This window comes from Calditrichota bacterium (genome assembly GCA_013152715.1).
Lineage (GTDB): Bacteria > Zhuqueibacterota > Zhuqueibacteria > Thermofontimicrobiales > Thermofontimicrobiaceae > 4484-87.
Map to the genome: position 1 here is coordinate 29,247 of JAADFU010000002.1, position 20,356 is coordinate 49,602.

The following is a 20,356-nucleotide window of genomic DNA, read 5'->3' on the forward strand; positions in this document are numbered from 1 at the left end:
TGAATTATTTTACCGGATCGTACCCGCCTTTGTTAAAAGGATTACATCTTAAAATTCGCCAAATCGCCATCAGCAATCCTTTGATCGCCCCATGCTTTTGTATGGCCTGAAAAGAATACTGCGAGCATGTCGGATAGAATCGACAGGACGGTAAAAAAAAAGGCGAAATCGCCTTTTGATAAAACCGAATAAGAAACATGAAAACGTATTTCATAACAGACGCTTCTTTAAGATGTTTGTTCAGTCAATTAAATATCAAAAGAAATAAATCACGAGAACTATTATTCGCCAATCTTTTCTGTCCGCCTCATTTCTGATACTAATTCTAAAATTTGATTTTTCAATTCTTGAAAATCATAACTCGTTCCCCTGGCCAATAAAATACAGTGATATTTTTCTGGAAAAAAATTCTTGTTCTGGCGGTAGATTTCTCTCAATTTTCTCTTCAATCGATTTCTGTGAACTGCTTTCCTGATTCGTTTGGAAACGACAAAACCGATTCTTTTTTCATCTGCTTTCAAATAAAATAGAATGGTATGGGATTTTTGCAACGAACGCCCGTTTTTAAAAACCAGATCAAAAGAACCGTATCCTCTTAAAATTTCGTTTTTCAAAAGCCTCGCTTTTTTTCGGGAAGACCCCATACCAGTAAATTTTATTCATCGCTGACAGTTAATCTTTTCCGGCCTTTAGCGCGACGTCGTTTCAAAACCAGTCTGCCGGCCTTGGAACTCATTCGCGCTCGAAAGCCATGTTTATTCACTCTTTTTCTGTTGCTCGGCTGAAAAGTCCGTTTCATTTTTCTCTCACCTCTTCTTTCTGCTCATATTTTCTTATTCCATAATTTTTCAAACTCTAAAAATATTAAAAATATTGGAAAAAGTCAAGTTTTTTTTCAAGTTATTTCAATTTGGCACATGACAAAATTGTCAAATTAAAATTATCACGTTTTATCATTGACTTTGACAGATTTTTTTTTAAATTAGAGTTGTGGGAAAAGCTTACTTCTATTTAAGAAATTGTGGATAACTACAACGGATATTGATTTTGAGTTTTCCATTCCGACTTTCCAAAAAACAAATACCCAAATTTTATTATTAAAGTCATATTTTTTAACGCTATATTTTTTTGTTTTTAATGAAGTTATGTTTAATTAATATTAAACGCTGAATTATTCTTGTCGTGATTGCGGTTAAATTGACACAAAATTTTTAACCGATAAATTTTTAAGCCTTTACAACGGTTTTGTGAATAAGTTGTGGACATTGTGAGTAAACTTAGCAATATGGAGTTTTAAAATGCCAGTCAATCATGTGGACATCTGGTCGAATATTTTGGAGATCATCCGGCCAAAATTAAACGAGCAAGCATTTATGACCTGGTTCCATCCGATCAAGCCGATTAACGTACTCGACAACCAATTGACTGTACAAGTGCCTAGCCAATTTTTTTATGAATTTTTAGAATCACACTACAAAGAAATTATCGACGCGGCGACTGTTGAAGAGATGGGAAACGGAGCAAAAATTATTTATTCCATCGTTGTCGATCAAAACACTTCCGCCGACGTCAATCAGCCTCCACTGAAATTGCCGGAAAAAGCTCAAGATAAAATGTCGCTTTATTTGAATCGACTCAATGAAAGATACACCTTTGATAATTTTGTCGAAGGAAGCAATAACCAATTCGCCCGGGCGGCGTCCCTTGCCGTTGCCAACGATCCTGGCGGCACCAGTTTTAATCCTCTGGTTATTTACGGCGGCGTCGGCTTAGGCAAAACACATCTAATCCAGGCTATCGGAAATTACTTGCTGCGAAACACAAACGGCAAGACAAAACGAGTGCTTTATATTTCCAGCGAAAAGTTCACAATTGATTTCATTGATTCTATTCAGAATAACAAAATGACCGAATTCAGTAATCACTACCGAAATGTCGATGTGTTGCTTGTGGATGATATTCAATTTCTTACTAATAAAGAGAGAACGCAGGAAGAATTTTTTCACACTTTCAACACCATCCACCAAAACAAAAAGCAAATTGTGCTGACATCCGATAGACCGCCAAAAGAATTAAAGGGAATAGAGGAGCGCCTCATCTCTCGTTTTCAATGGGGATTGGTCACCGATATTCAAGCGCCGGATCTGGAAACCCGCATCGCTATTTTACAGAAAAAAGCGGAGGAAAATCAACTGACGTTGCCTAAAGAAATAATCCATCTTTTCGCGACAAACATCACCACTAACATTCGCGAGTTGGAGGGTTCATTGATTCGGCTGTTAGCCGCTTCGTCTTTGACAGGAAAAGACATCAACGTCGAGTTGGCAAAAAATGTATTGAAAGATTTGCGTCTGGTCAGGAAAAGACAAATGAGTATCGAAGATATCCAGCGCATTGTGTGCGACCATTACAGCATTCCCGAAGATTTAATCCGCGCAAAAAACAGAAAGAAGGAAATTGCTCTTGCGCGACAAATCGCCATGTTTCTTTGCAAAAAATACACCAATCACAGCTACATCACCATCGGCTTGCATTTCGGAGGCCGCGACCATTCAACGGTAATTCACGCCATCAAAACCGTTGAGAATTTCATAAAAACCAATAAAAAAACAAAAGAAAACGTGCAGGCGCTCGAAAGAAAAATAGAATTAGAGAGCATTTGATGTGCAAATTAAGCTCGAAAAAAATCGATGGCTATCAGCACCAGAAAACGGCAAAGTTAAATGCAACTGTTATCCACAATCAAAAATGAGAGAGTCGACTTTTTTATTGATTAATTGTCTAAAAAATAAGTCATTCTCTTCTGCAATTCTTATCGACATTTTACCCACATTCCCGCATCATTTTCCAAAACAAGGTGTGCATAACTCACGATTTTTTTGTGACAATATTTTTAATCCACAATACCCTATGCTTTATTCACAATGAGTTCACAAACAAACAGATGTTATCAACAGTCAATGATTTTTTTAGCAGGCTATTTCTATTGTATTTCTTTGACGAAAATTGAGGTTATCCACCTTACCCACATCTCTATTACAATAACTAATTTTTTATCTCTCTATTATTATATTTATTAAAAACAAAACTTCAAAACAATGTTAATCTATCCAAAAAGAAAAAAATTCATTGATAATCTTGAAAATATTTATTATATTAATTGATACTATTTTCAGGTGAGAAAGTAAAGTAATTTACAAGGAGATGAACATGCACTTTACCGTTAACAGAAGTGTGATGCAAAAAGGTCTTCAAAAAGTTGTCGGCGTTATTCCGACGAAGACGACCATTCCTATTTTAGAAAATGTTCTGCTGGAATTACAGGAAAACAAACTGAAATTGACCGGTACAGATTTAGAAATTTGCACAGCAACGGAAATCAGCGTCAATGGCGAGGTTGATGGTGCGTGTGCTATTCCGGCAAAATCTTTCAATGAAATTCTTCGTGAACTTCCGGATATTCCCATTGACGTAGAATTGAACGATCAGAGCAAGGTGACCATCAAAACGCCAAATGGTACTTACAAACTAAGCAGTCAACCTCGGGAAGAATATCCGCGAATCGAATTAGAAGAGAGTGAAAACCAGATTGAGATTGAAGCGAATATCTTGGCACGAATGGTGGATAAGACAATTTTTGCCGTCTCTACCGACGAGTTGCGCGTTATTTTGATGTCCGTCTATTTCCAATTTATGGAAGATGAATTTCGCTGTGTGGCAACCGACGGCCATCGGTTGGTTCGATTTGTCAATTACAAAATCAAATCACCCGATTTTATCAAAAACGTGCTTGTTCCCACTAAGGCGCTGTCTCTTTTCTTGCGCAACATTGACGCCCTGGAGCAACCTGATAAGACTAAAGTAAATCTTTCCATTGGAGAAAATCACATTGTTTTTAAATTTGAAGATACATTCATCTATTCGAAATTGGTTGAAGGCGAGTATCCGAAATATGAAAATGTGATTCCCCTTGACAATGACAAAAAATTGATTGTAGCAAAAGACGAACTGATAGCTGCGGCAAAACGCGTATCGATTTTTTCCAATTCGTTTACTCATCAGATAAAATTTATGATCCAAGGCAATAAAATGGATATCAGCTCCAAAGATGCAGAATTTGGTGGAGAAGGGAACGAGCAAATCGATGTAACATTTGACGGCGATAGCCTCGAAGTTGCTTATAACGGCGTTTATATTCTCGATTTGTTAAGACATGTCGATACAGATGACGTTGTTTTTAAGTTGAAAGATTCTGTTAGCGCCGCGATCATTCAGCCGTCCGTGCAAATGGACAACGAACAACTGACGATGCTGATTATGCCGATTCGTTTAAATGAAGGTTAATTTGCGCGCATGAGAATTCATTCGCTTGAGTTAATAAATTTTCGCAATTACCAGAAACAAGCTGTGCAATTCGGAAATGAAAAGAATTTTTTCATCGGAAAAAACGCACAGGGAAAAACGAATTTATTAGAAGCTATTCACTTATTATGTCTGACAAAAAGTTTTCGCACCAGGCATAACAAAGAAGCAATTTCTTTTTCTACTGAGGAATTTATATTAAAGGGCAAATTTGAGTTAGACAACGGAAATCCGCAACGGATAGTATTAACTTATTCACGAAAGGAAGGAAAGCAGCTTTCGATTAATAGGAAACGAGTCAATCGACTTGCAGAATTTGTCGGCAATTTGCCAGTAGTAATTTCGTCTCCTGATGAATATGAAATTACAATCGGTCCGCCACCTGAACGAAGAAAGTTTTTTGATATTTTAATATCACAAATTGATCGACGCTATCTTCATTATTTAATAGAATATCTCCGGATTGTAAAACAAAAGAGTGCTATTTTCCAGCAGTGGAAACAGAAAAGGACAATTAATCCGAAAGTCATTGAGCCCTGGAACGAGCGATTGGCTAATATCGGCGCGCAAGTTATTAATCGACGTCATCAATTTACAAGCAGACTTTCTCTGCATTTAAATCATATTTACGCTTCCTTTACTCAATCCCGGGAGAAGCTGGAAATTTTATATCGGCCCAATCTGGCATATCAGGACTTGGCCGACATTCAAGCTGCTTTTGCAAAAGAACTGAAAGAAAATTTGTCACGAGAAATTCAGCGCGGACTTTGTTTAATCGGACCGCATCGCGATGATTTTATTTTCAAAATTAACGGACATGAGCTTAAAAAATACGGCTCCCGCGGTCAACACAAGACAGTGTTGATCGCTCTGGCATTAGCGGAATTTGATTTGATATTTGAAGTCAAGAACGAAAAGCCGATTATTTTAATTGATGATTTGTTCTCCGAACTGGATAATGAACGAGAGGAATTAATTTTAAATAAATTAGCGAACACAGGCCAAATCTTTTTAACGGCTACTGAAATACAGAGTAATATTAAAAATGAACAAGCCGCTTTTTTTGTCGTTGAAGATGGGAAAGTTATTCCGCAACGGGAGTTGTTGAAATAATGGAAACAATCGGCGAAGCGCTGATAAAATTATTGAGTCAATTGGGCTTGCAAAAAGAAGTTCAGCAAAATCAACTGCTCGCTGAATGGCCCGAAATCGTGGGGGAGCAAATTGCCAAAGTTAGTTCAGCAGCGCGAATGGAAGATGGCATTTTGTTTGTGAAAGTAAATCACAGCGTCTGGCGGAACGAGTTGTATTATCGAAAGGCTGAATTAATCCAGCGACTAAATCGAAAAGCCGGGCATAATCTGGTGAAAGATATCCGATTTTACTAATAGAAGAGGTAAAAAAAGAGCTTATGGATGAAAAAGAAAAACAGCTCATTGAACAGAGCGGTGAAAAATATGATGCAAAAAAAATCACTATTTTAAAAGGATTAGAAGCGGTACGAAAACGTCCCGCCATGTACATTGGCGATGTTTCTGTTAGGGGACTTCACCATTTGGTCTATGAAGTTGTCGATAACAGCATCGACGAAGCTCTCGCTGGTTTTTGCTCAAAAATCGACGTTGTCATTGGCGAAGATAACTCAATCACCGTCACTGACGACGGTCGTGGCATTCCTGTAGATTTGCATCCGGAACAGAAAAAATCTGCGCTGGAAGTTGTGATGACTGTGCTTCACGCTGGAGGAAAATTTGATAAAAAGTCATACAAGGTTTCCGGCGGTTTGCACGGCGTAGGCGTTTCCGTGGTCAATGCACTCTCTGAATGGTGCGAAGTGGAAGTCTATAAAGAGGGGAAAATTTACTATCAAAAATATCACCGGGGACAGCCAGTAGCGCCGGTGAAAGAAAAAGGCGTCACTAAAAAAACGGGTACGAAAACAGTTTTTTTACCGGACAACGAAATTTTCAAAAAAATTAACTTCAATTATGAAATTTTATGTGAAAGACTGCGCGAGCTTTCTTTTCTCAATAAAGATTTGACAATCAAAATCACTGACAAGCGAGATGGCAGAACCGATACTTTTCAATCCAAAGGTGGCATCATTGAATTTGTCAAATACCTGGATCAAAATCGCACGTCAGTTCATAGAAAAGTGATTTACATCAGCGGTGAAAAAGAAGAAGTTCCGGTGGAAATTGCATTTCAGTACAACAGCGGTTACACCGAAAACATTTTTTCTTACGTGAATAATATTCATACTATTGAAGGCGGATCGCATTTGGTGGGATTCAAAACTGCGCTGACACGAACAATCAATAATTACGCTTCAAAAAATAACATGCTCAAAAATGTCAAATTCACTCTTTCCGGTGACGATGTCCGCGAAGGGCTGACGGCCATTGTGAGCATAAAGCATACTAATCCTCAGTTCGAAGGCCAAACAAAAACAAAATTAGGGAACAGCGAAGTAAAAGGCATTGTTGAAAGTATTGTCGGCGATGGATTATCGTTGTTTTTTGAGGAAAATCCGTCAGAGGCAAAACGCCTAATTGAAAAATCTATTTCAGCCGCTCGTTCTCGAGAAGCAGCGCGAAAGGCGAGAGAAATTGCCCGGCGCAAAACTGCCATGAACGGCGGTGGTTTGCCGGGAAAATTAGCCGATTGTTCCAACAAGGATCCGCAATTTTGCGAACTTTTTCTCGTTGAGGGCGACTCCGCCGGCGGATCTGCGAAACAGGGACGAGATCGTCGCTTTCAGGCAATTTTGCCTTTAAAGGGAAAAATTCTCAATGTTGAAAAAGCGCGCCTGGATAAAATTCTTTCCAACGATGAAATTCGAACGATTATTACGGCATTGGGGACAGGTATCGGAGCGGATAATTTTGATATTGCTCGGTTGCGATATTACAAAATAATTATTATGACCGACGCTGACGTGGACGGCGCCCACATCAGAACGTTGCTGCTGACTTTCTTTTTTCGTTACATGAAAGAACTGATTGAACAGGGACACATTTACATTGCCCAGCCGCCGCTGTATCGCGTATTTAAAGGAAAGCAAGAGATATTCGTTTACGACGAAGATGAATTAAAAGAGACAGTTGATCGCATGGGCAAAAAAAATGTCAATATTCAACGCTATAAAGGTCTCGGCGAAATGAATCCGGACCAGCTCTGGAAAACGACAATGGATAATGAATCCAGAACACTGTTGCAGGTGACAATCGAAGAGGCGGTAGCGGCGGATTTAATTTTTTCCACGCTCATGGGGGATAAAGTGGAACCGCGCAGAAAGTTCATCGAAGAAAATGCGAAATATGTCCGCAATTTAGATATTTAACCGAAGGCTGAACAGATAATTTGGAGAGAAAACAGTAGCAGATGAAAAGAGAAAAAGTTATTCCCATATTTATTGAAGAAGAAATGAAGGATTCCTACATTGATTATTCGATGTCGGTTATTGTCGCACGCGCTTTGCCGGATGTGAGAGACGGACTGAAACCTGTGCACCGGCGAGTGTTGTATGGGATGCATGAATTGGGTCTGCGGCCTAATTCTCAATTTAAAAAAAGCGCGCGTATCGTCGGTGAAGTTTTGGGTAAATATCATCCGCACGGAGACTCTGCGGTTTACGACACCATGGTGCGCATGGTGCAGAATTTTTCTCTACGCTACCCATTGGTGACCGGACAGGGAAATTTCGGTTCGGTGGACGGAGATGCGCCGGCAGCCATGCGTTACACCGAGGCAAAAATGGCTCCCATTGCCGAAGAACTTTTGCGAGATCTGGACAAAGATACAGTCGATTTTGCGCCTAATTTTGACGAAACGCTGAAGGAACCCACTGTTTTGCCTTCGGTGCTTCCTACGTTGTTAGTGAATGGTTCCTCGGGAATCGCCGTGGGAATGGCAACAAATATTCCGCCTCACAATCTGGGAGAAGTCGTTGATGCGTTGGCGGCTATGATTGATAATCCGGAAATTTCCATCGATGAATTGAAGGAATATGTGTTGGGACCTGATTTTCCGACCGGCGGCATAATTTATGGCCGCAGCGGAATCGATGAGGCCTATTTGACCGGCCGCGGTAAAGTTCTCATCCGCGCACTCGCAAATATTGAATCTGTGCGCAGCGGAAGGGAAAATATTATCATTACGGAAATTCCCTACATGGTCAATAAAGCGAATCTGATAGAAAAAATCGCTGCGCTGGTTAATGCAAAGAAATTAGACGGGATCACCGAAATTCGCGACGAATCCGATAAAGATGGCATGAGAATCGTTCTGGAATTGCGTCGCGATGTCCAGCCGCACGTGATTCTCAATCAGCTTTACAAACACACTCAGATGCAAGTGACTTTTGGTATCATTATGTTGGCGCTGGTTCACGGAGTGCCGAAAGTACTGAACCTGCAACAAATATTGAAATATTTCATTGAATTCCGGCATGGGATTGTGGTTCGGCGGACAAAATATGATCTGGCTAAAGCGGAAAAACGCGCGCATATTTTGGAAGGATTAAAAATTGCGCTGGATAATATTGATGAAATTATTGCGTTGATAAAAAAATCGCGCAATCCGGAGACCGCGAAAGAAAATTTAATGAAAAGATTCAAGTTGTCCGAAATTCAAGCGCAAGCGATTTTGGACATGCGTTTACAGCGATTGACCGGTTTGGAGCGCAAGAAAATCGAAGAAGAATATTTGGCGACGATCAAGTTAATCAATAAATTGAAGGCAATTTTGGAAAGCAAGCAACTGCGGATGCAAATTATCAAGGATGAATTGAGCGAATTGAAGAAAAAATACAACGATGCCCGCCGCACTGATATTATTGAAAAAATTGAAGAATTCTCCATTGAAGATATGATTGCGGAAGAAGACATGGTGATTACGATTTCTCATAATGGTTTCATCAAGCGATTTCCTGTTTCCGGTTTTCGCCGCCAATCAAGAGGGGGCACAGGATCTTCCGGCGCATCAACGCGGGCAGAAGATTTTCTCGAACATCTTTTCATTGCCTCGACGCATCATTTTATTTTGATTTACACGGACAAAGGTCGTTGTTACTGGCTAAAAGTGCATGAAATTCCTCAGGCAGGCAAAGGGTCTCGTGGCAGATCAATCGTAAATTTGATTGAAAAGCAGAAAGATGAAAACATTAGCGCTATCGTTAACGTTCGCGATTTTGACAACGAGCATTTTGTCATCATGGCGACAAAAAAAGGACTGGTGAAAAAAACAGTACTGTCCGCCTTTGGAAACCCCCGCCGCGGAGGCATTAATGCCATCACTATTCGCGAAGGAGACGATCTAATTACGGCGAAAATTACAGATGGCAATCACGATATTGTCCTGGGGACATTTCATGGCAAAGCGATTCGTTTTCATGAATCAGACGTCAGACCAATGGGGAGACAGGCTGCGGGAGTCACGGGAATTTCTCTGGCAAAAGATGATTTTGTTGTCGGTATGGTCACCGCGAAAAGAGGTTCAAATTTGCTCGTCGTGACTAAAAATGGTTATGGAAAACGAACGCCGATCGATGATTATCGCGTGACTCGTAGAGGCGGCAAAGGCATCGTGACGGTAAAAATTACTGATAGGGTGGGGTCCATGATTACCATTAAAGAAGTTCAAGACGACGACGATCTGATGATTATCACAACGAGCGGAAAAGTCATCCGACAAAGTGTAAAACAAATTCGTAAGATGGGAAGATCCACACAAGGAATTCGTTTAATTCGCCTTTCAAAAAATGACCAAATAGGCGACGTTGCGCGTATTGTCAAAGAGAATAACTATTAACTAAAGCGCATCTGCTCGGGCGACACCGGGAATTTGAGGATCGGAGATGACAGCATCAATTGAGGAAACAGAAAAGAAACTACTTGCCGAGCGCGTTCAGGAAAGACTTATTGGCTCAAAAAACAGTGTTCTTTATTCTGATTTATTAAATGAAACGATACCGACTTTTTTAAAAAATTATCTGCAAAATTCAGTAAAAAGGATGGTTAATACGGAGGAGCCGGTACAATTTAAAAATTCAAAACGGTTTGATTTTGATCATCCAAAAATTAAGCAATTGCGAAATTCGCTGTTACAGGCATTTGAAGAAGTAACAATTTTTCCGCGCGAGGAATTGATTGAGGCGATTAATAAAACTGTTCGTTTGCAATTTGATTTGATCGTTCGCCCCAGTACGACGTTAATGACAATATTTTACCGTAATAAATCGGACCGCACAAAAAACGAAATATTGCAGATACTCGAAGCGCTACATGACGATCGCGTTTATCTGAATGAAGTTATTGCTAAAATAAAAGGTTTCGATCAGTTTCATGTCGTTGAAGCAGATTTTAGAAAATTGCTCACAGAGACTGAAACAGAAATCTACAAGGAAAAATTTTTAGACGTTTTTCTTTCAGAAGTAAAAACGTTCATCAAATTTTTAGGCATGATCCACGGCTTTAACAGTTGGGAAATAAAATTAGAGTTAGTTAAATTATTATTAGACGAAAGAAATTTGAACGGCGTCGCACAAGCGTTTGCGCATTATCAGTCAAGCGCAATAGATATTGCTGATTTAAAGCATTTATTAGAATTATTTATCAAAGAAAAAGAGAACGGGCCGGGGGGAAACGGCGGTGACGAAAGTGACAATTTTATCATGTATTCATCCACAAACCCGGACGTGAAAACTGAAAGGATCACTGTTGTGAATGGCCACACTGAACTTGACTCTACTTCTGCGAACAATCCACTAGTAGAACCCGTTGCTAATGAAAAAAGAAAGAGGGTTCAGATCATCAATAGCCACGATCAGGCTGATGATTGGATCATTGATCGCACTAAAATTGAACAACGCCCAGAAGGCCCGCTGGAACCGTTGGAAAAATTGATCGATGAGAAAAGCCGAAAATTTATTGTTAAAAAGATTTTTGACCAGGACTGTTCGGCTTATGAAAATTTCATTTCCAGATTGAATGAAATTGATAATTGGAAAAATGCTAAAGAGGTGATCGAAATCGAGCTGCACCAACGTCACGTCATGCCTTTTTCCAGAGAAGCTTTACGATTGGGGGATTTAGCTTTTACAAGATATTTTCCGGAAAAACAAATTTAAAATTTAAAGAGGTAATTATGAGTAAAAATCCTTTCAATCGTTTGAATTTTGGTGGGGGATTGCTGATTGTTTTGTTGAGCAGTCTGCTAATCTTTTCTTTTGCCGGCGACAAAGAGAAATTTATGAGCAAAGAAAAAAAGGGGCTGATAACTTACAGCAATGGTCGCGTGCGTAAAAAACAGATCAATGCCGCAGAATGGAAGCCAGCAGCGGTAAATACCTCTGTTGTGAGCGGGGATAAAGTTCGCACTTACAAAAAGTCCAGAGCGGAATTGGAATTGATGAAATTAGATATTATTCGTATGGCTCCGGAGACGATCATCGATGTAGTTAAACTTTACGAAGAAACAAAAGACCAAAAAAAACAAACGCAAATTGCGCTACAGCAAGGGGATATCTGGGCAAAGATAAAAAAGAAAGGCAAAAATGCCAAATTTGACATCAATGCGCCGGTTGCCGTGGCGGCAATAACCGGAACTGTTCTGCGCATGAATGTGGACGCTGATTCTTCGACCGAGCTGAAAGTTTACAACGGAGAAGTGCATATTACCAATGCGCCGGAAAAAACGAACCTCACGCCGCATTTTATCGGCGTATATGAAGTCCCCGGACCTCACGAAATCCCCGGACCGCACGAGGTTTCTGCGGAACAATGGGTTTACATTGTCAAAAACATGCAGAAAATCAAATTGGACAAAAAGGGGAAAGTGAAAGAAGTCGGTGATTTCAGTCTGAATGATAAAGACGAACAAACGGACTGGGTGAAGTGGAATCTGCAGCGAGATAAAATGAAATAGTTTTTTGTATTAGTGCGAGGCCGGATTTTCGTGCAAATCCGGCTTCTCATTCTTTTTTTTGTAAAACTAAAAATCAAACCCTGCGCTAAAATATGCCACTATTTTCCCTCTATTCGATCTACCGAGAGCGAAAGAAATAGGTCCAGCCGGAGTACTGACAGAAATTTGCGCGCCAACGCCTTGAACAAAATCTCTGGAACTAATGTCCACGTAATTTTTCCACGTAGCGCCGATGTCGTACCTGGCGCTAACATAAAAATCGAACGGAAAACCAAATGGAAAGCGATAGCGATATTCGAGACTGCCTTCGATTAAATGCCTGCCGATGTTTTCACGCTCGTTAAGGCCGTAAAACGAAGACTCGCCGCCAAGGGAAAAGAATTCAAAAAAAGGCGTGGACAAATCAGACGTCCCCCACAAAGTACGCAGATGAAAAGTATTCCTTTTGAGTGCTGTTGCAAAAAAGTCCAGAGATGAAAAAAGTTTAAAATAAGAGATCTGGCTATTCAAAATAGTTGCCGACGATAATTTGTATTGAAAAAAATAGTATTTTCCATTGTTGGGAAACGGATATTTATCCTGGGTATCGACGATAGATCGAATTTCAATAGTTTTTATGTCGTAATTTGCTATCGGAAAGCCGTCTCCGTAAATGGGCGTCAGCGCAACTTGTTTGACAGACGAGATAATGGAAAAAATTCCTAATCGTTCGATTTGTTGTCCCAGAGAAATTGAAAACCCATTTTCGCGCTGGCGATACTCTCCCTGGACAGATGAGTTGTTGTACACAAAATAATCATTTTCCTGCAAAAAAGCGTAAATTGAATTTGTCAAAAAAGTATTCAAAATTCGATCAGATCTGTATTTGAATGAAAGCGATTTATCCCGAGCGCCATACTGAACCTGAAAGGAGAGCGGATTGCTCAAACCAAGGAAGTTTTCTTCCGTCAACTCGATTAGCGTCTTATTTTTTCGTTCAAGATTGTAGCGATAGCTAAAACGAAAAATTGTAAACGCCTTTTCCTCAAGATTGATTTTTATTCGAGCTTGGTTATTCTCATCTTTGTTTACATCAATGGAAACAGTTTTAAATAGATTGGTACTGTAAATATTATTTAGCCCTGTTTTTATTTTATTAATGTTAAAATAGTCACCGGATTTCAAAGGAAATTCCCGATAAATGACAAAATTTTTTGTACGGTTATTGCCCGCGACGTCGATGGAAGAAATTTTTCCCTCGTCAACGCGGATAGTGAGCGTATCATGGCGTAGCACTACAGATGAAATGGTCATAAAACTGTAGCCGTGGTCGCGATAAAATTTAAGGACATCTCTGATATCGGCGACGGATCGTTTGTGGTTTATTGGCTTTTCCGGTTGGCTATGGATAAGTGGTCGCAAAATTGAATCAGGAAAGACAATATTGTTGGAAAAGCGTACGCTGCGAAAAAGTGGGTTCAATTCCGTGAGCAAGTTTACACGCAATGTGTCCTGTCGTTCGAGGCATTTGGCTTCTATATTTTGAAAATAGCCGGTCTCATAAATTTTTCTCAAGCATAAGCGAACGTCGGACAAACGCCGCAAGGAAAGTGAATTTATCAGCGAATCGGTGAGAGAATTCACCGGTTCTGGCAACGCCTGTTTTTCTATTTTGATTTGAGAATAAACTTTATCGTCTTTGCTCGGCAACTCTTTTTGGAGAATGAGTTTTTTAATTTGAGAAATTTTTTGCCGCGCGGCAAATTCTCCCATTTGTATCAACTCGTCAGCGAACTGAAAATTATCAGATTTAAAATTTTGCAACTTTGGCTGAATGAGCACATCCGCCCGTTTTCTTTGGCGTCTGTTTTTTTCTTGCTGCATGATAGTCGTCACCTGATCCGCCATCTTCCAGGGCACGTTCAGTTGATCGGGTTCATTTAAATCAGAAGTGGTATCAATCGCTAAAATGATATCCACATTATATTTGGCGACTTCGTCAACAGGAATGTTGTTCACCAGCCCGCCGTCCGCGAGCAGTTCGCCATTCAAGGGGACAGGCGCAAAAAGCAAAGGAATCGCTGAAGAGGCTTTCATGGCAATGGCAAGACTGCCGTTTTTTAGAAGCACTTTTTTGCCGGACAAAAGATCGCAGGCCACGGCGCGGAATGGGATAGGAAGCTGATCAAAATCAGAATCGGATTGAAAATCGGCGCCGATGGTCAAATTCGTGAGCATGGAAATGAGTCTTTGTCCGGGCGTAATCGCTTTTGGTAAATCAATCTTCAATCCTTTGAAACGGATTTGGAGAATTGTTTTGCTTCGTTCTTGTTTTTGTCCGATAAAGAGTTGGGTTCTCGGCGGCTTATCGGACATAATGTGACGCCATTCTGCGTTGTGCGCTATTTTTTCAATTTCCGCCGCTGAATAGCCGGCGGCATAAAGTCCGCCGACGATGCTTCCCATGCTGGCGCCGACGATAAAGTCGATGGGGATATTGTTCTCCTCAAATACTTTTAAGGCGCCGATTTGGGCAAACCCTCTGGCGCCTCCCCCGCTGAGGGCGAGACCTATTCGCGGTCGGTGAAGTTTTTTGTGAGGAATAAAACACGCCGGAGGTTTTTCGACGCGATCAAAAGTAAGCTTAATGAAAAACGAATCCGATGCCGTTTGTCCCAATGCAGAAGAAAAGTAAATTAGCACGATAATCAATGCTAAATAAAAGCGAAAGTCGGTTTTTGTCATGGCCTAAATTTTGAAGTAAATGATAGGTTCTTGATAGTCAGCGGCATTATGCCTTTGTACTTCAAAACAATTAATAAGTTCAAAAAAGAGCGTGGGCAAAAAATAGAATTGACTTTGACAGATTTTTTTTGTAATTTTATTCTAATTTTATTTTTATGGTAAAGATTAACAAATGAAATCTCATCGATCATTAATTTTGACCGGCTTGTTTGCCGCGTTGACGGCGGTTGGCGCCTATTTGAAAATTCCTTTGCCCGGCGTACCCATAACTCTCCAGACTTTTTTTGTGTATTTGAGCGCCAACGTTTTAGGAGCCTATTATGGCGCCTTGAGTCAAATTTTATATTTATTGATCGGCCTGATCGGAATTCCCGTTTTCGCTTTTGGCGGCGGTCCCGGTTATCTGTTTCAGCCGACGTTCGGATATTTGCTTAGCTATCCGATCAGCGTCTTTTTCATTGGCAAAGCTTTGAACGCTTTTAGAGTCAATCGCAGTGGATCGCCAAAAAAGCTATCACATCTTTTTCTGAGATTCGTTGCCGCTGATTTGGTAGGTGTTGTTGTTATTTTTTTCTTTGGTTTGGGATATATGTATTGCAATTTGCACTGGGGATTATATCTGAAGTTTAATGAAAGCGCCGCTTCAAATTTATTGAGCTGGAAAAATTTGCTTCGCACGACGATGCTGATTTTTGTTCCAATAGATTTGATAAAGGTTTTTCTGGCGTCGCTGGTCTCAACACGATTATTTCAAAAATATTCTTTTGTAAAATTGCCTGTTATTAAAAAGGCAGAAGTTAGCTAAAGTGATGCGAGAGAGGAAGGTAAAATGTCGTTTTTTATTGGTGTAGATGGCGGTGGAACAAAAACAGAATTGGTTTTGCTCGACGCTGAAGGAAACTTGATCGTGAAAACTCGTGTAGGAAGCACTAACTATCAAGCCGTTGGCGCAAGTCGTGTGAAACAAGAATTATTGAACGGATTCCAGCAATTGCTCAAAAAAAGCAAGGTGGATGTAAAACGAGTGGCAGATATTTTTCTGGGATTAGCGGGGGCCGGACGGAAAAACGATCAAATCGAAGTTAAAAAACTTTTTGATGGTACGCCGTATCAAGGAAAAATTTTTGTTGATACGGACGCAGTGATTGCCCTTGCCGGGGCCTTTGGCACAAAACCCGGGATAGTCATCATTTCCGGCACCGGGTCCATCTGTTTTGGTAAAAATAGTCAGGGTCAATTCATTCGCGCCGGCGGCTGGGGTTATTTGCTTGGAGACGAAGGCAGCGGCTATTTTATCGGCAGCAGCGCTATCATCGCCGCGCTAAAAGATTTTGACGGGCGGGGTGACCGAACTCAGCTCCTTCAGGAGATTACTTCCCATTTTCAGTTGAAATCAATAGACGAGATCATTCCGCTCATTTACCAAAATAAAATTGATCGCATAAAAATTGCGGATTTAGCGCCGTTGGTTTTTCGCGTCGCGAAACAGGGAGACCTGATTGCCGAAGAAATCATCAAAACTACGGGCAAGGAATTGGGAATGTTGGCGCGCGCCGTAGCGGTAAGACTTGGCTTTAGCGGCGAAGAAGTGAAAGTCGCTCTCATTGGCAGCATTTTTAAACAGCGCGATTATCTGATTAATCATATTTCCAAGGAATTGTATGAAATTTCCTGGAATGTGTCCATTACTGACGCCATGTTTCAACCATCATTCGGCGCGGCTTTGCTGGCGATGCAGCGGTCAAATATTGAAATAAACGAAATGTTGCTGGAAAATTTGAAAAAATCGATCAGCATGTATGTTGAAAACGATTAACGAGCATCCGCTCATCCGTCTGTTGGAAGATAAGCGGAGCAAATTTGTCATCGGTTTGATGTCCGGAACTTCCATGGACGGCATTGACGTTGCGCTTGTGAAAATTGACGGTTTCGGACTGCAAACGCGCGTGGATTTGATAGCCTTTGACACTGTGAGTTACTCGAAGGAGCTTAAAAACAAATTATTGTCAATTGCCACGGCGCGCAGAGAAAGCGTGGACGATATTTGTCGCTTAAATGTTGTTGTCGGCGAATATTTTTTGGATGCAATTTATCATATATGTCAAAAAAGTGGAACTGATATCAAAAGCATCGATCTCGTTGGAACTCACGGCCAGACAGTGCGTCATTTACCAGAAGAGGCGGAGCTGTTCGGGAAAAAAGTTCGCTCCACTTTACAAATCGGAGATCCGGCGATAATTTCAGCGCGCACGGGAATTGTTACTGTCGGATTGTTTCGAAATTCCGATATGGCGCTCGGTGGCCAAGGAGCGCCGTTGGTTCCCTATTTTGATTATTTGCTTTTTCGGTCGCGGGAAAAAAATCGCGTTGTTGTCAATATCGGCGGAATTGCCAACATCACTCTGCTGCCCAAAAACTGTCAACCGGAAGAAGTTGTCGCTTTTGATAGCGGCCCCGGAAACATGGTCATCGACGGTTTAATGCGGCGACTTTTTCAGCAGGAGTTTGATCGGAACGGCGAAACGGCCGCGGACGGGAACATTTCCGTTGATTTGTTAGAAAAATTATTAGCGCATTCTTATTTTCGAAAATTGCCGCCAAAATCCACTGGCCGCGAAGAGTTCGGGGAAGCTTTTATTGAATTTGTATTGGGCCTGGCGGAAAAAGAACGACTCGCCGCGAAAGACGTCATCGCCACGGCGACTGAATTAACGGCAAGGACAATTAAAAATTCCGTGGAGCTTATTTCCGCTTCTGCAAATGCAGTCGATGAAGTCATCGTCGGCGGAGGCGGAATTTACAATAAAAATTTGATGAAACGACTGGTAAAATTATTTTCAACGAGTTCCGTTTTAGCGACCGATGAAGTGGGAATTTCCTCCGATGCAAAAGAAGCAATCTGTTTTGCAGTTTTGGCGAATGAGACGGTTCACGGCGTTCCCGCGAGTTTGCCCTCGGCAACGGGCGCCACACGACCGTCAATTTTGGGCGCAATTTATTTGGGTTAATTTCCAATTGCAAAAAATTGTACACTTTTATTCAGCGGATCATTCTATTGACGAAGAAGCAGAAATCAGTGGCGCCATACACAAAATTGCCGCTAATTTACGACGAGGTTATGGCTCATGTGGATTACAACTTGTGGGCGGAATATTCGAAAAAAATAATTAGAAAACTTGGCGAGAAGCCGCGTCGTTTTTTGGACATCTCTTGTGGAACCGGCAGCTTTTTGCTGTCATTTTATGAAGCGGGTCATTTGTATTTTGGATGCGACTTTTCTTTGGAAATGCTTCGCATTGCGAAGACCAAAACGCAACAGAAAACCATTCGTCTGTTTCAAGCGGATATGACATCTTTTTCCGTTAGCAAAGAAATGGACGTGATTTTTTGCCTTTATGACAGCATAAATTATTTGAACAGTTTTGCGTTATGGAAGAAAACTTTTGCTTGCGTCCATAATGCCTTACGCGCCAAAGGGCTATTTGTTTTCGATATTTGCACGGAATTGAATTCTATTGAATATTTTGACGGCATGGTGGAGAAAAACACAGGTCGCGGCTACAAATACATTCGCGAAAGTTTTTTCGACAGAAACAGACGGATACATCATAATAAATTTTTTATTAATTTTGCCGGCGATTCGATTGAATATATCGAAGATCATCAACAGACCATTTATCGCGTGAGTGACGTCATTGCATTGATCGAATCGTCTCCGTTTGAGTTCGTGGGTGCTTATGACGGATTTACGTTTCAGCCGGGAGACGAAAATTCTTTGCGAGTTCATTTTGTATTGAGAAAGCGGTAAAATGATAGAATTGTCAAATGCAAAAGCAAAATATCCGGGCGGCGACGGTTTGGAATTGGTAAATTTGTCCGTCCGTCCGGGAGAATTCGTCTATTTAATAGGCCCGTCCGGCGCCGGAAAGAGTAGTGTTTTGAAGCTTATTTACATGGACATTTTCCCTCAATCCGGCTATGTAAAAGTTGACGGCTACAATTCGCTAACGATTAAAAAGCGCCAGATTCCCTATTTGCGCCGAAGATTAGGGATTATTTTTCAGGATTTTAAGCTTCTGACCGATCGCGATGTTTATGAAAATGTCGCTTTCACGCTGCATGTGACAAATACGCGACGTCAAGAAATCAAGCGCCGCGTATTGCGCGCGTTAGCGGAGGTGGGTCTGAGTCACAAAAGGTCAAAAATGCCGCATGAACTTTCCGGGGGGGAACAGCAAAGAGCGGCCATTGCTCGCGCGTTGGTAAACGAACCCATTATTTTGCTGGCGGATGAAATTACCGGAAATTTAGATGCGGAATCCGAAGATGAAATCGTGCAGTTACTGGAAAAAATAAACGCAAAAGGGACAGCGATTTTGATGGCGACTCACGATGATCGTCTCGTCCGCGGTCGAAAGCGAAAAATTGTAAACATCATAAAAGGAAGAACCTTATAATTGTTTCGCGGGATGATATATTCTATCACTGAAGGATTGCGAGGATTAAGACGGGCGCGCTTTTCCACGACCGTTTCAATTTTCACTATTTTTTTGTCATTGATACTCATTGCCATTTTTTTGATTATTATTCTGAATGTGCGGGCCATTGTCCAGCAAATACAGTCCAGAATGGAATTAGAAGCGTTTATCGATGAATCTTTTTCACAGGAACAAATTGAAAATTTGCAGAGTCAAATAAAAGATTTGCCGGGCATTGAGCAGGTGAATTATATTTCCAAAGAGAAAGCGGCGGAAATTTTTCGCAAGCAAGTGGGGCATGATATTTTTGAGATTCTTGACGAAAATCCACTGCCGGCGTCGTTTCAAATCCGGTTGACGCCGATGTATCGTTCCGCGAATAGAGCGAAGCTTTTATTTGATCAAATTTTGTCGTTGGACGGAATAGACGAAATTATCTACCGCCACGATTTGCTTGTGCTGTTGGAAAAATACATGCATATATTTGTGCTGGTCATTGCAACTTTAGGCGCGCTGTTAGCGCTAAGTTCTATCGTCCTGGTTTCTAATACAATTAAGCTGGTAATTTTTTCGCGGCGAAAAATCATTGAAATCATGAAATTAGCAGGCGCGACGCGGGGTTTTATCAGACGTCCGTATATCGTGGAAGGTGTCTTACAAGGACTTAGCGGCGGCGCTTTCGCATCATTGTTCATTTATTTCGTTTTCAAAATTATGAACATTGAAATTCCCGAATTAATTTTAATTGATCAACGCATTTATTGGGTGCTGGTTTTATTAGGCGGGTTTTTCGGTTTTGTGGGCAGCTTTATTGCATTGCGGAAATTTTTAAAATATTAAGAGAGGACAGAATCTGTTTTTGTGAA

Annotated in this window: 18 protein-coding genes; 14 read left to right on the top strand and 4 right to left on the bottom strand. The window is 40.9% G+C overall.

The window, feature by feature from the left end:
• Window positions 1–4: 4 nt before the first annotated feature.
• The 3 genes from yidD to rpmH all read right to left on the bottom strand — a co-directional run bounded on the left by yidD (window position 5) and on the right by rpmH (window position 799).
• Complete coding sequence (gene yidD / locus GXO74_00270; GenBank protein ID NOZ60092.1) at window positions 5–214, bottom strand: membrane protein insertion efficiency factor YidD; 210 nt, start codon at window positions 212–214, stop codon at window positions 5–7.
• 67 nt (window positions 215–281) lie between these two features.
• Entirely contained in the window at window positions 282–614 is a 333-nt protein-coding gene (rnpA, locus tag GXO74_00275; GenBank protein ID NOZ60093.1) for a ribonuclease P protein component, read from the bottom strand.
• 41 nt (window positions 615–655) lie between these two features.
• The gene (gene rpmH, locus GXO74_00280) at window positions 656–799 is read right to left on the bottom strand and encodes a 50S ribosomal protein L34 (protein ID NOZ60094.1); all 144 of its coding nucleotides are present in this window, start codon (window positions 797–799) and stop codon (window positions 656–658) included.
• A 499-nt stretch (window positions 800–1,298) separates the two neighbouring features.
• Here rpmH and dnaA point away from each other — a divergent pair, with 499 nt between their 5' ends.
• The 8 genes from dnaA (at window position 1,299) to GXO74_00320 (ending at window position 12,288) form a co-directional block, all read left to right on the top strand.
• Entirely contained in the window at window positions 1,299–2,663 is a 1,365-nt protein-coding gene (gene dnaA / locus GXO74_00285; protein ID NOZ60095.1) for a chromosomal replication initiator protein DnaA, read from the top strand.
• 547 nt (window positions 2,664–3,210) lie between these two features.
• Complete coding sequence (gene dnaN, locus GXO74_00290) at window positions 3,211–4,344, top strand: DNA polymerase III subunit beta (GenBank protein NOZ60096.1); 1,134 nt, start codon at window positions 3,211–3,213, stop codon at window positions 4,342–4,344.
• Between the two features lie 9 nt (window positions 4,345–4,353).
• Entirely contained in the window at window positions 4,354–5,475 is a 1,122-nt protein-coding gene (recF, locus tag GXO74_00295; GenBank protein ID NOZ60097.1) for a DNA replication/repair protein RecF, read from the top strand.
• A complete protein-coding gene (locus GXO74_00300; GenBank protein NOZ60098.1) occupies window positions 5,475–5,750 on the top strand; it encodes a DUF721 domain-containing protein in 276 nt (91 codons plus the stop codon). The genes recF and GXO74_00300 overlap by 1 nt, the downstream gene beginning before the upstream one ends.
• A gap of 23 nt (window positions 5,751–5,773) precedes the next feature.
• Window positions 5,774–7,705, top strand: a complete 1,932-nt coding sequence (gyrB, locus tag GXO74_00305; protein NOZ60099.1) for a DNA topoisomerase (ATP-hydrolyzing) subunit B — start codon at window positions 5,774–5,776, stop codon at window positions 7,703–7,705.
• 41 nt (window positions 7,706–7,746) lie between these two features.
• Window positions 7,747–10,173: a DNA gyrase subunit A gene (gyrA, locus tag GXO74_00310; GenBank protein ID NOZ60100.1), complete on the top strand. Its 2,427-nt coding sequence runs from the start codon at window positions 7,747–7,749 to the stop codon at window positions 10,171–10,173.
• Window positions 10,174–10,219: 46 nt separating this feature from the next.
• Window positions 10,220–11,491, top strand: a complete 1,272-nt coding sequence (locus GXO74_00315; protein ID NOZ60101.1) for a hypothetical protein — start codon at window positions 10,220–10,222, stop codon at window positions 11,489–11,491.
• A gap of 17 nt (window positions 11,492–11,508) precedes the next feature.
• A complete protein-coding gene (locus tag GXO74_00320; protein ID NOZ60102.1) occupies window positions 11,509–12,288 on the top strand; it encodes a FecR domain-containing protein in 780 nt (259 codons plus the stop codon).
• Between the two features lie 66 nt (window positions 12,289–12,354).
• Here the strand turns inward: GXO74_00320 and GXO74_00325 are convergent, their stop codons facing one another.
• Window positions 12,355–15,012 carry a BamA/TamA family outer membrane protein gene (locus tag GXO74_00325; protein ID NOZ60103.1) on the bottom strand — a complete coding sequence of 886 codons (2,658 nt, stop codon included), beginning with the start codon at window positions 15,010–15,012 and terminating at the stop codon, window positions 12,355–12,357.
• Between the two features lie 172 nt (window positions 15,013–15,184).
• Between GXO74_00325 and GXO74_00330 the strand changes: the two genes are divergently transcribed.
• The 6 genes from GXO74_00330 to GXO74_00355 all read left to right on the top strand — a co-directional run bounded on the left by GXO74_00330 (window position 15,185) and on the right by GXO74_00355 (window position 20,330).
• Window positions 15,185–15,817 (top strand): biotin transporter BioY, encoded by a 633-nt coding sequence (locus GXO74_00330; GenBank protein NOZ60104.1) that lies wholly within the window; start codon window positions 15,185–15,187, stop codon window positions 15,815–15,817.
• Between the two features lie 24 nt (window positions 15,818–15,841).
• Window positions 15,842–16,828 (top strand): hypothetical protein, encoded by a 987-nt coding sequence (locus GXO74_00335; protein ID NOZ60105.1) that lies wholly within the window; start codon window positions 15,842–15,844, stop codon window positions 16,826–16,828.
• Entirely contained in the window at window positions 16,812–18,020 is a 1,209-nt protein-coding gene (locus tag GXO74_00340; GenBank protein ID NOZ60106.1) for an anhydro-N-acetylmuramic acid kinase, read from the top strand. Before GXO74_00335 ends, GXO74_00340 begins: the two co-directional genes overlap by 17 nt.
• A 68-nt stretch (window positions 18,021–18,088) precedes the next feature.
• On the top strand, window positions 18,089–18,820 hold the full coding sequence (locus GXO74_00345; protein NOZ60107.1) for a class I SAM-dependent methyltransferase: 732 nt from the start codon (window positions 18,089–18,091) through the stop codon (window positions 18,818–18,820).
• Window position 18,821: 1 nt separating this feature from the next.
• Window positions 18,822–19,469, top strand: a complete 648-nt coding sequence (locus GXO74_00350) for an ATP-binding cassette domain-containing protein (protein NOZ60108.1) — start codon at window positions 18,822–18,824, stop codon at window positions 19,467–19,469.
• A 171-nt stretch (window positions 19,470–19,640) separates the two neighbouring features.
• Window positions 19,641–20,330, top strand: coding sequence for a hypothetical protein (locus GXO74_00355; GenBank protein ID NOZ60109.1), 690 nt, complete (start codon window positions 19,641–19,643; stop codon window positions 20,328–20,330).
• Window positions 20,331–20,356 lie beyond the last annotated feature (26 nt).

What these genes read in the sequence shown, in the direction of transcription:
- GXO74_00350 (NOZ60108.1), top strand. Translation starts at nt 18,822, where the DNA reads ATGATAGAATTGTCAAATGCAAAAGCAAAATATCCGGGCGGCGACGGT.
- gyrB (NOZ60099.1), top strand. Translation starts at nt 5,774, where the DNA reads ATGGATGAAAAAGAAAAACAGCTCATTGAACAGAGCGGTGAAAAATAT.
- GXO74_00330 (NOZ60104.1), top strand. Translation starts at nt 15,185, where the DNA reads ATGAAATCTCATCGATCATTAATTTTGACCGGCTTGTTTGCCGCGTTG.
- gyrA (NOZ60100.1), top strand. Translation starts at nt 7,747, where the DNA reads ATGAAAAGAGAAAAAGTTATTCCCATATTTATTGAAGAAGAAATGAAG.
- dnaA (NOZ60095.1), top strand. Translation starts at nt 1,299, where the DNA reads ATGCCAGTCAATCATGTGGACATCTGGTCGAATATTTTGGAGATCATC.
- yidD (NOZ60092.1), bottom strand. Translation starts at nt 214, where the DNA reads ATGAAATACGTTTTCATGTTTCTTATTCGGTTTTATCAAAAGGCGATT.
- GXO74_00315 (NOZ60101.1), top strand. Translation starts at nt 10,220, where the DNA reads ATGACAGCATCAATTGAGGAAACAGAAAAGAAACTACTTGCCGAGCGC.
- dnaN (NOZ60096.1), top strand. Translation starts at nt 3,211, where the DNA reads ATGCACTTTACCGTTAACAGAAGTGTGATGCAAAAAGGTCTTCAAAAA.
- GXO74_00335 (NOZ60105.1), top strand. Translation starts at nt 15,842, where the DNA reads ATGTCGTTTTTTATTGGTGTAGATGGCGGTGGAACAAAAACAGAATTG.
- GXO74_00325 (NOZ60103.1), bottom strand. Translation starts at nt 15,012, where the DNA reads ATGACAAAAACCGACTTTCGCTTTTATTTAGCATTGATTATCGTGCTA.
- GXO74_00300 (NOZ60098.1), top strand. Translation starts at nt 5,475, where the DNA reads ATGGAAACAATCGGCGAAGCGCTGATAAAATTATTGAGTCAATTGGGC.
- recF (NOZ60097.1), top strand. Translation starts at nt 4,354, where the DNA reads ATGAGAATTCATTCGCTTGAGTTAATAAATTTTCGCAATTACCAGAAA.
- rpmH (NOZ60094.1), bottom strand. Translation starts at nt 799, where the DNA reads ATGAAACGGACTTTTCAGCCGAGCAACAGAAAAAGAGTGAATAAACAT.
- GXO74_00340 (NOZ60106.1), top strand. Translation starts at nt 16,812, where the DNA reads ATGTTGAAAACGATTAACGAGCATCCGCTCATCCGTCTGTTGGAAGAT.
- GXO74_00355 (NOZ60109.1), top strand. Translation starts at nt 19,641, where the DNA reads ATGGAATTAGAAGCGTTTATCGATGAATCTTTTTCACAGGAACAAATT.
- GXO74_00320 (NOZ60102.1), top strand. Translation starts at nt 11,509, where the DNA reads ATGAGTAAAAATCCTTTCAATCGTTTGAATTTTGGTGGGGGATTGCTG.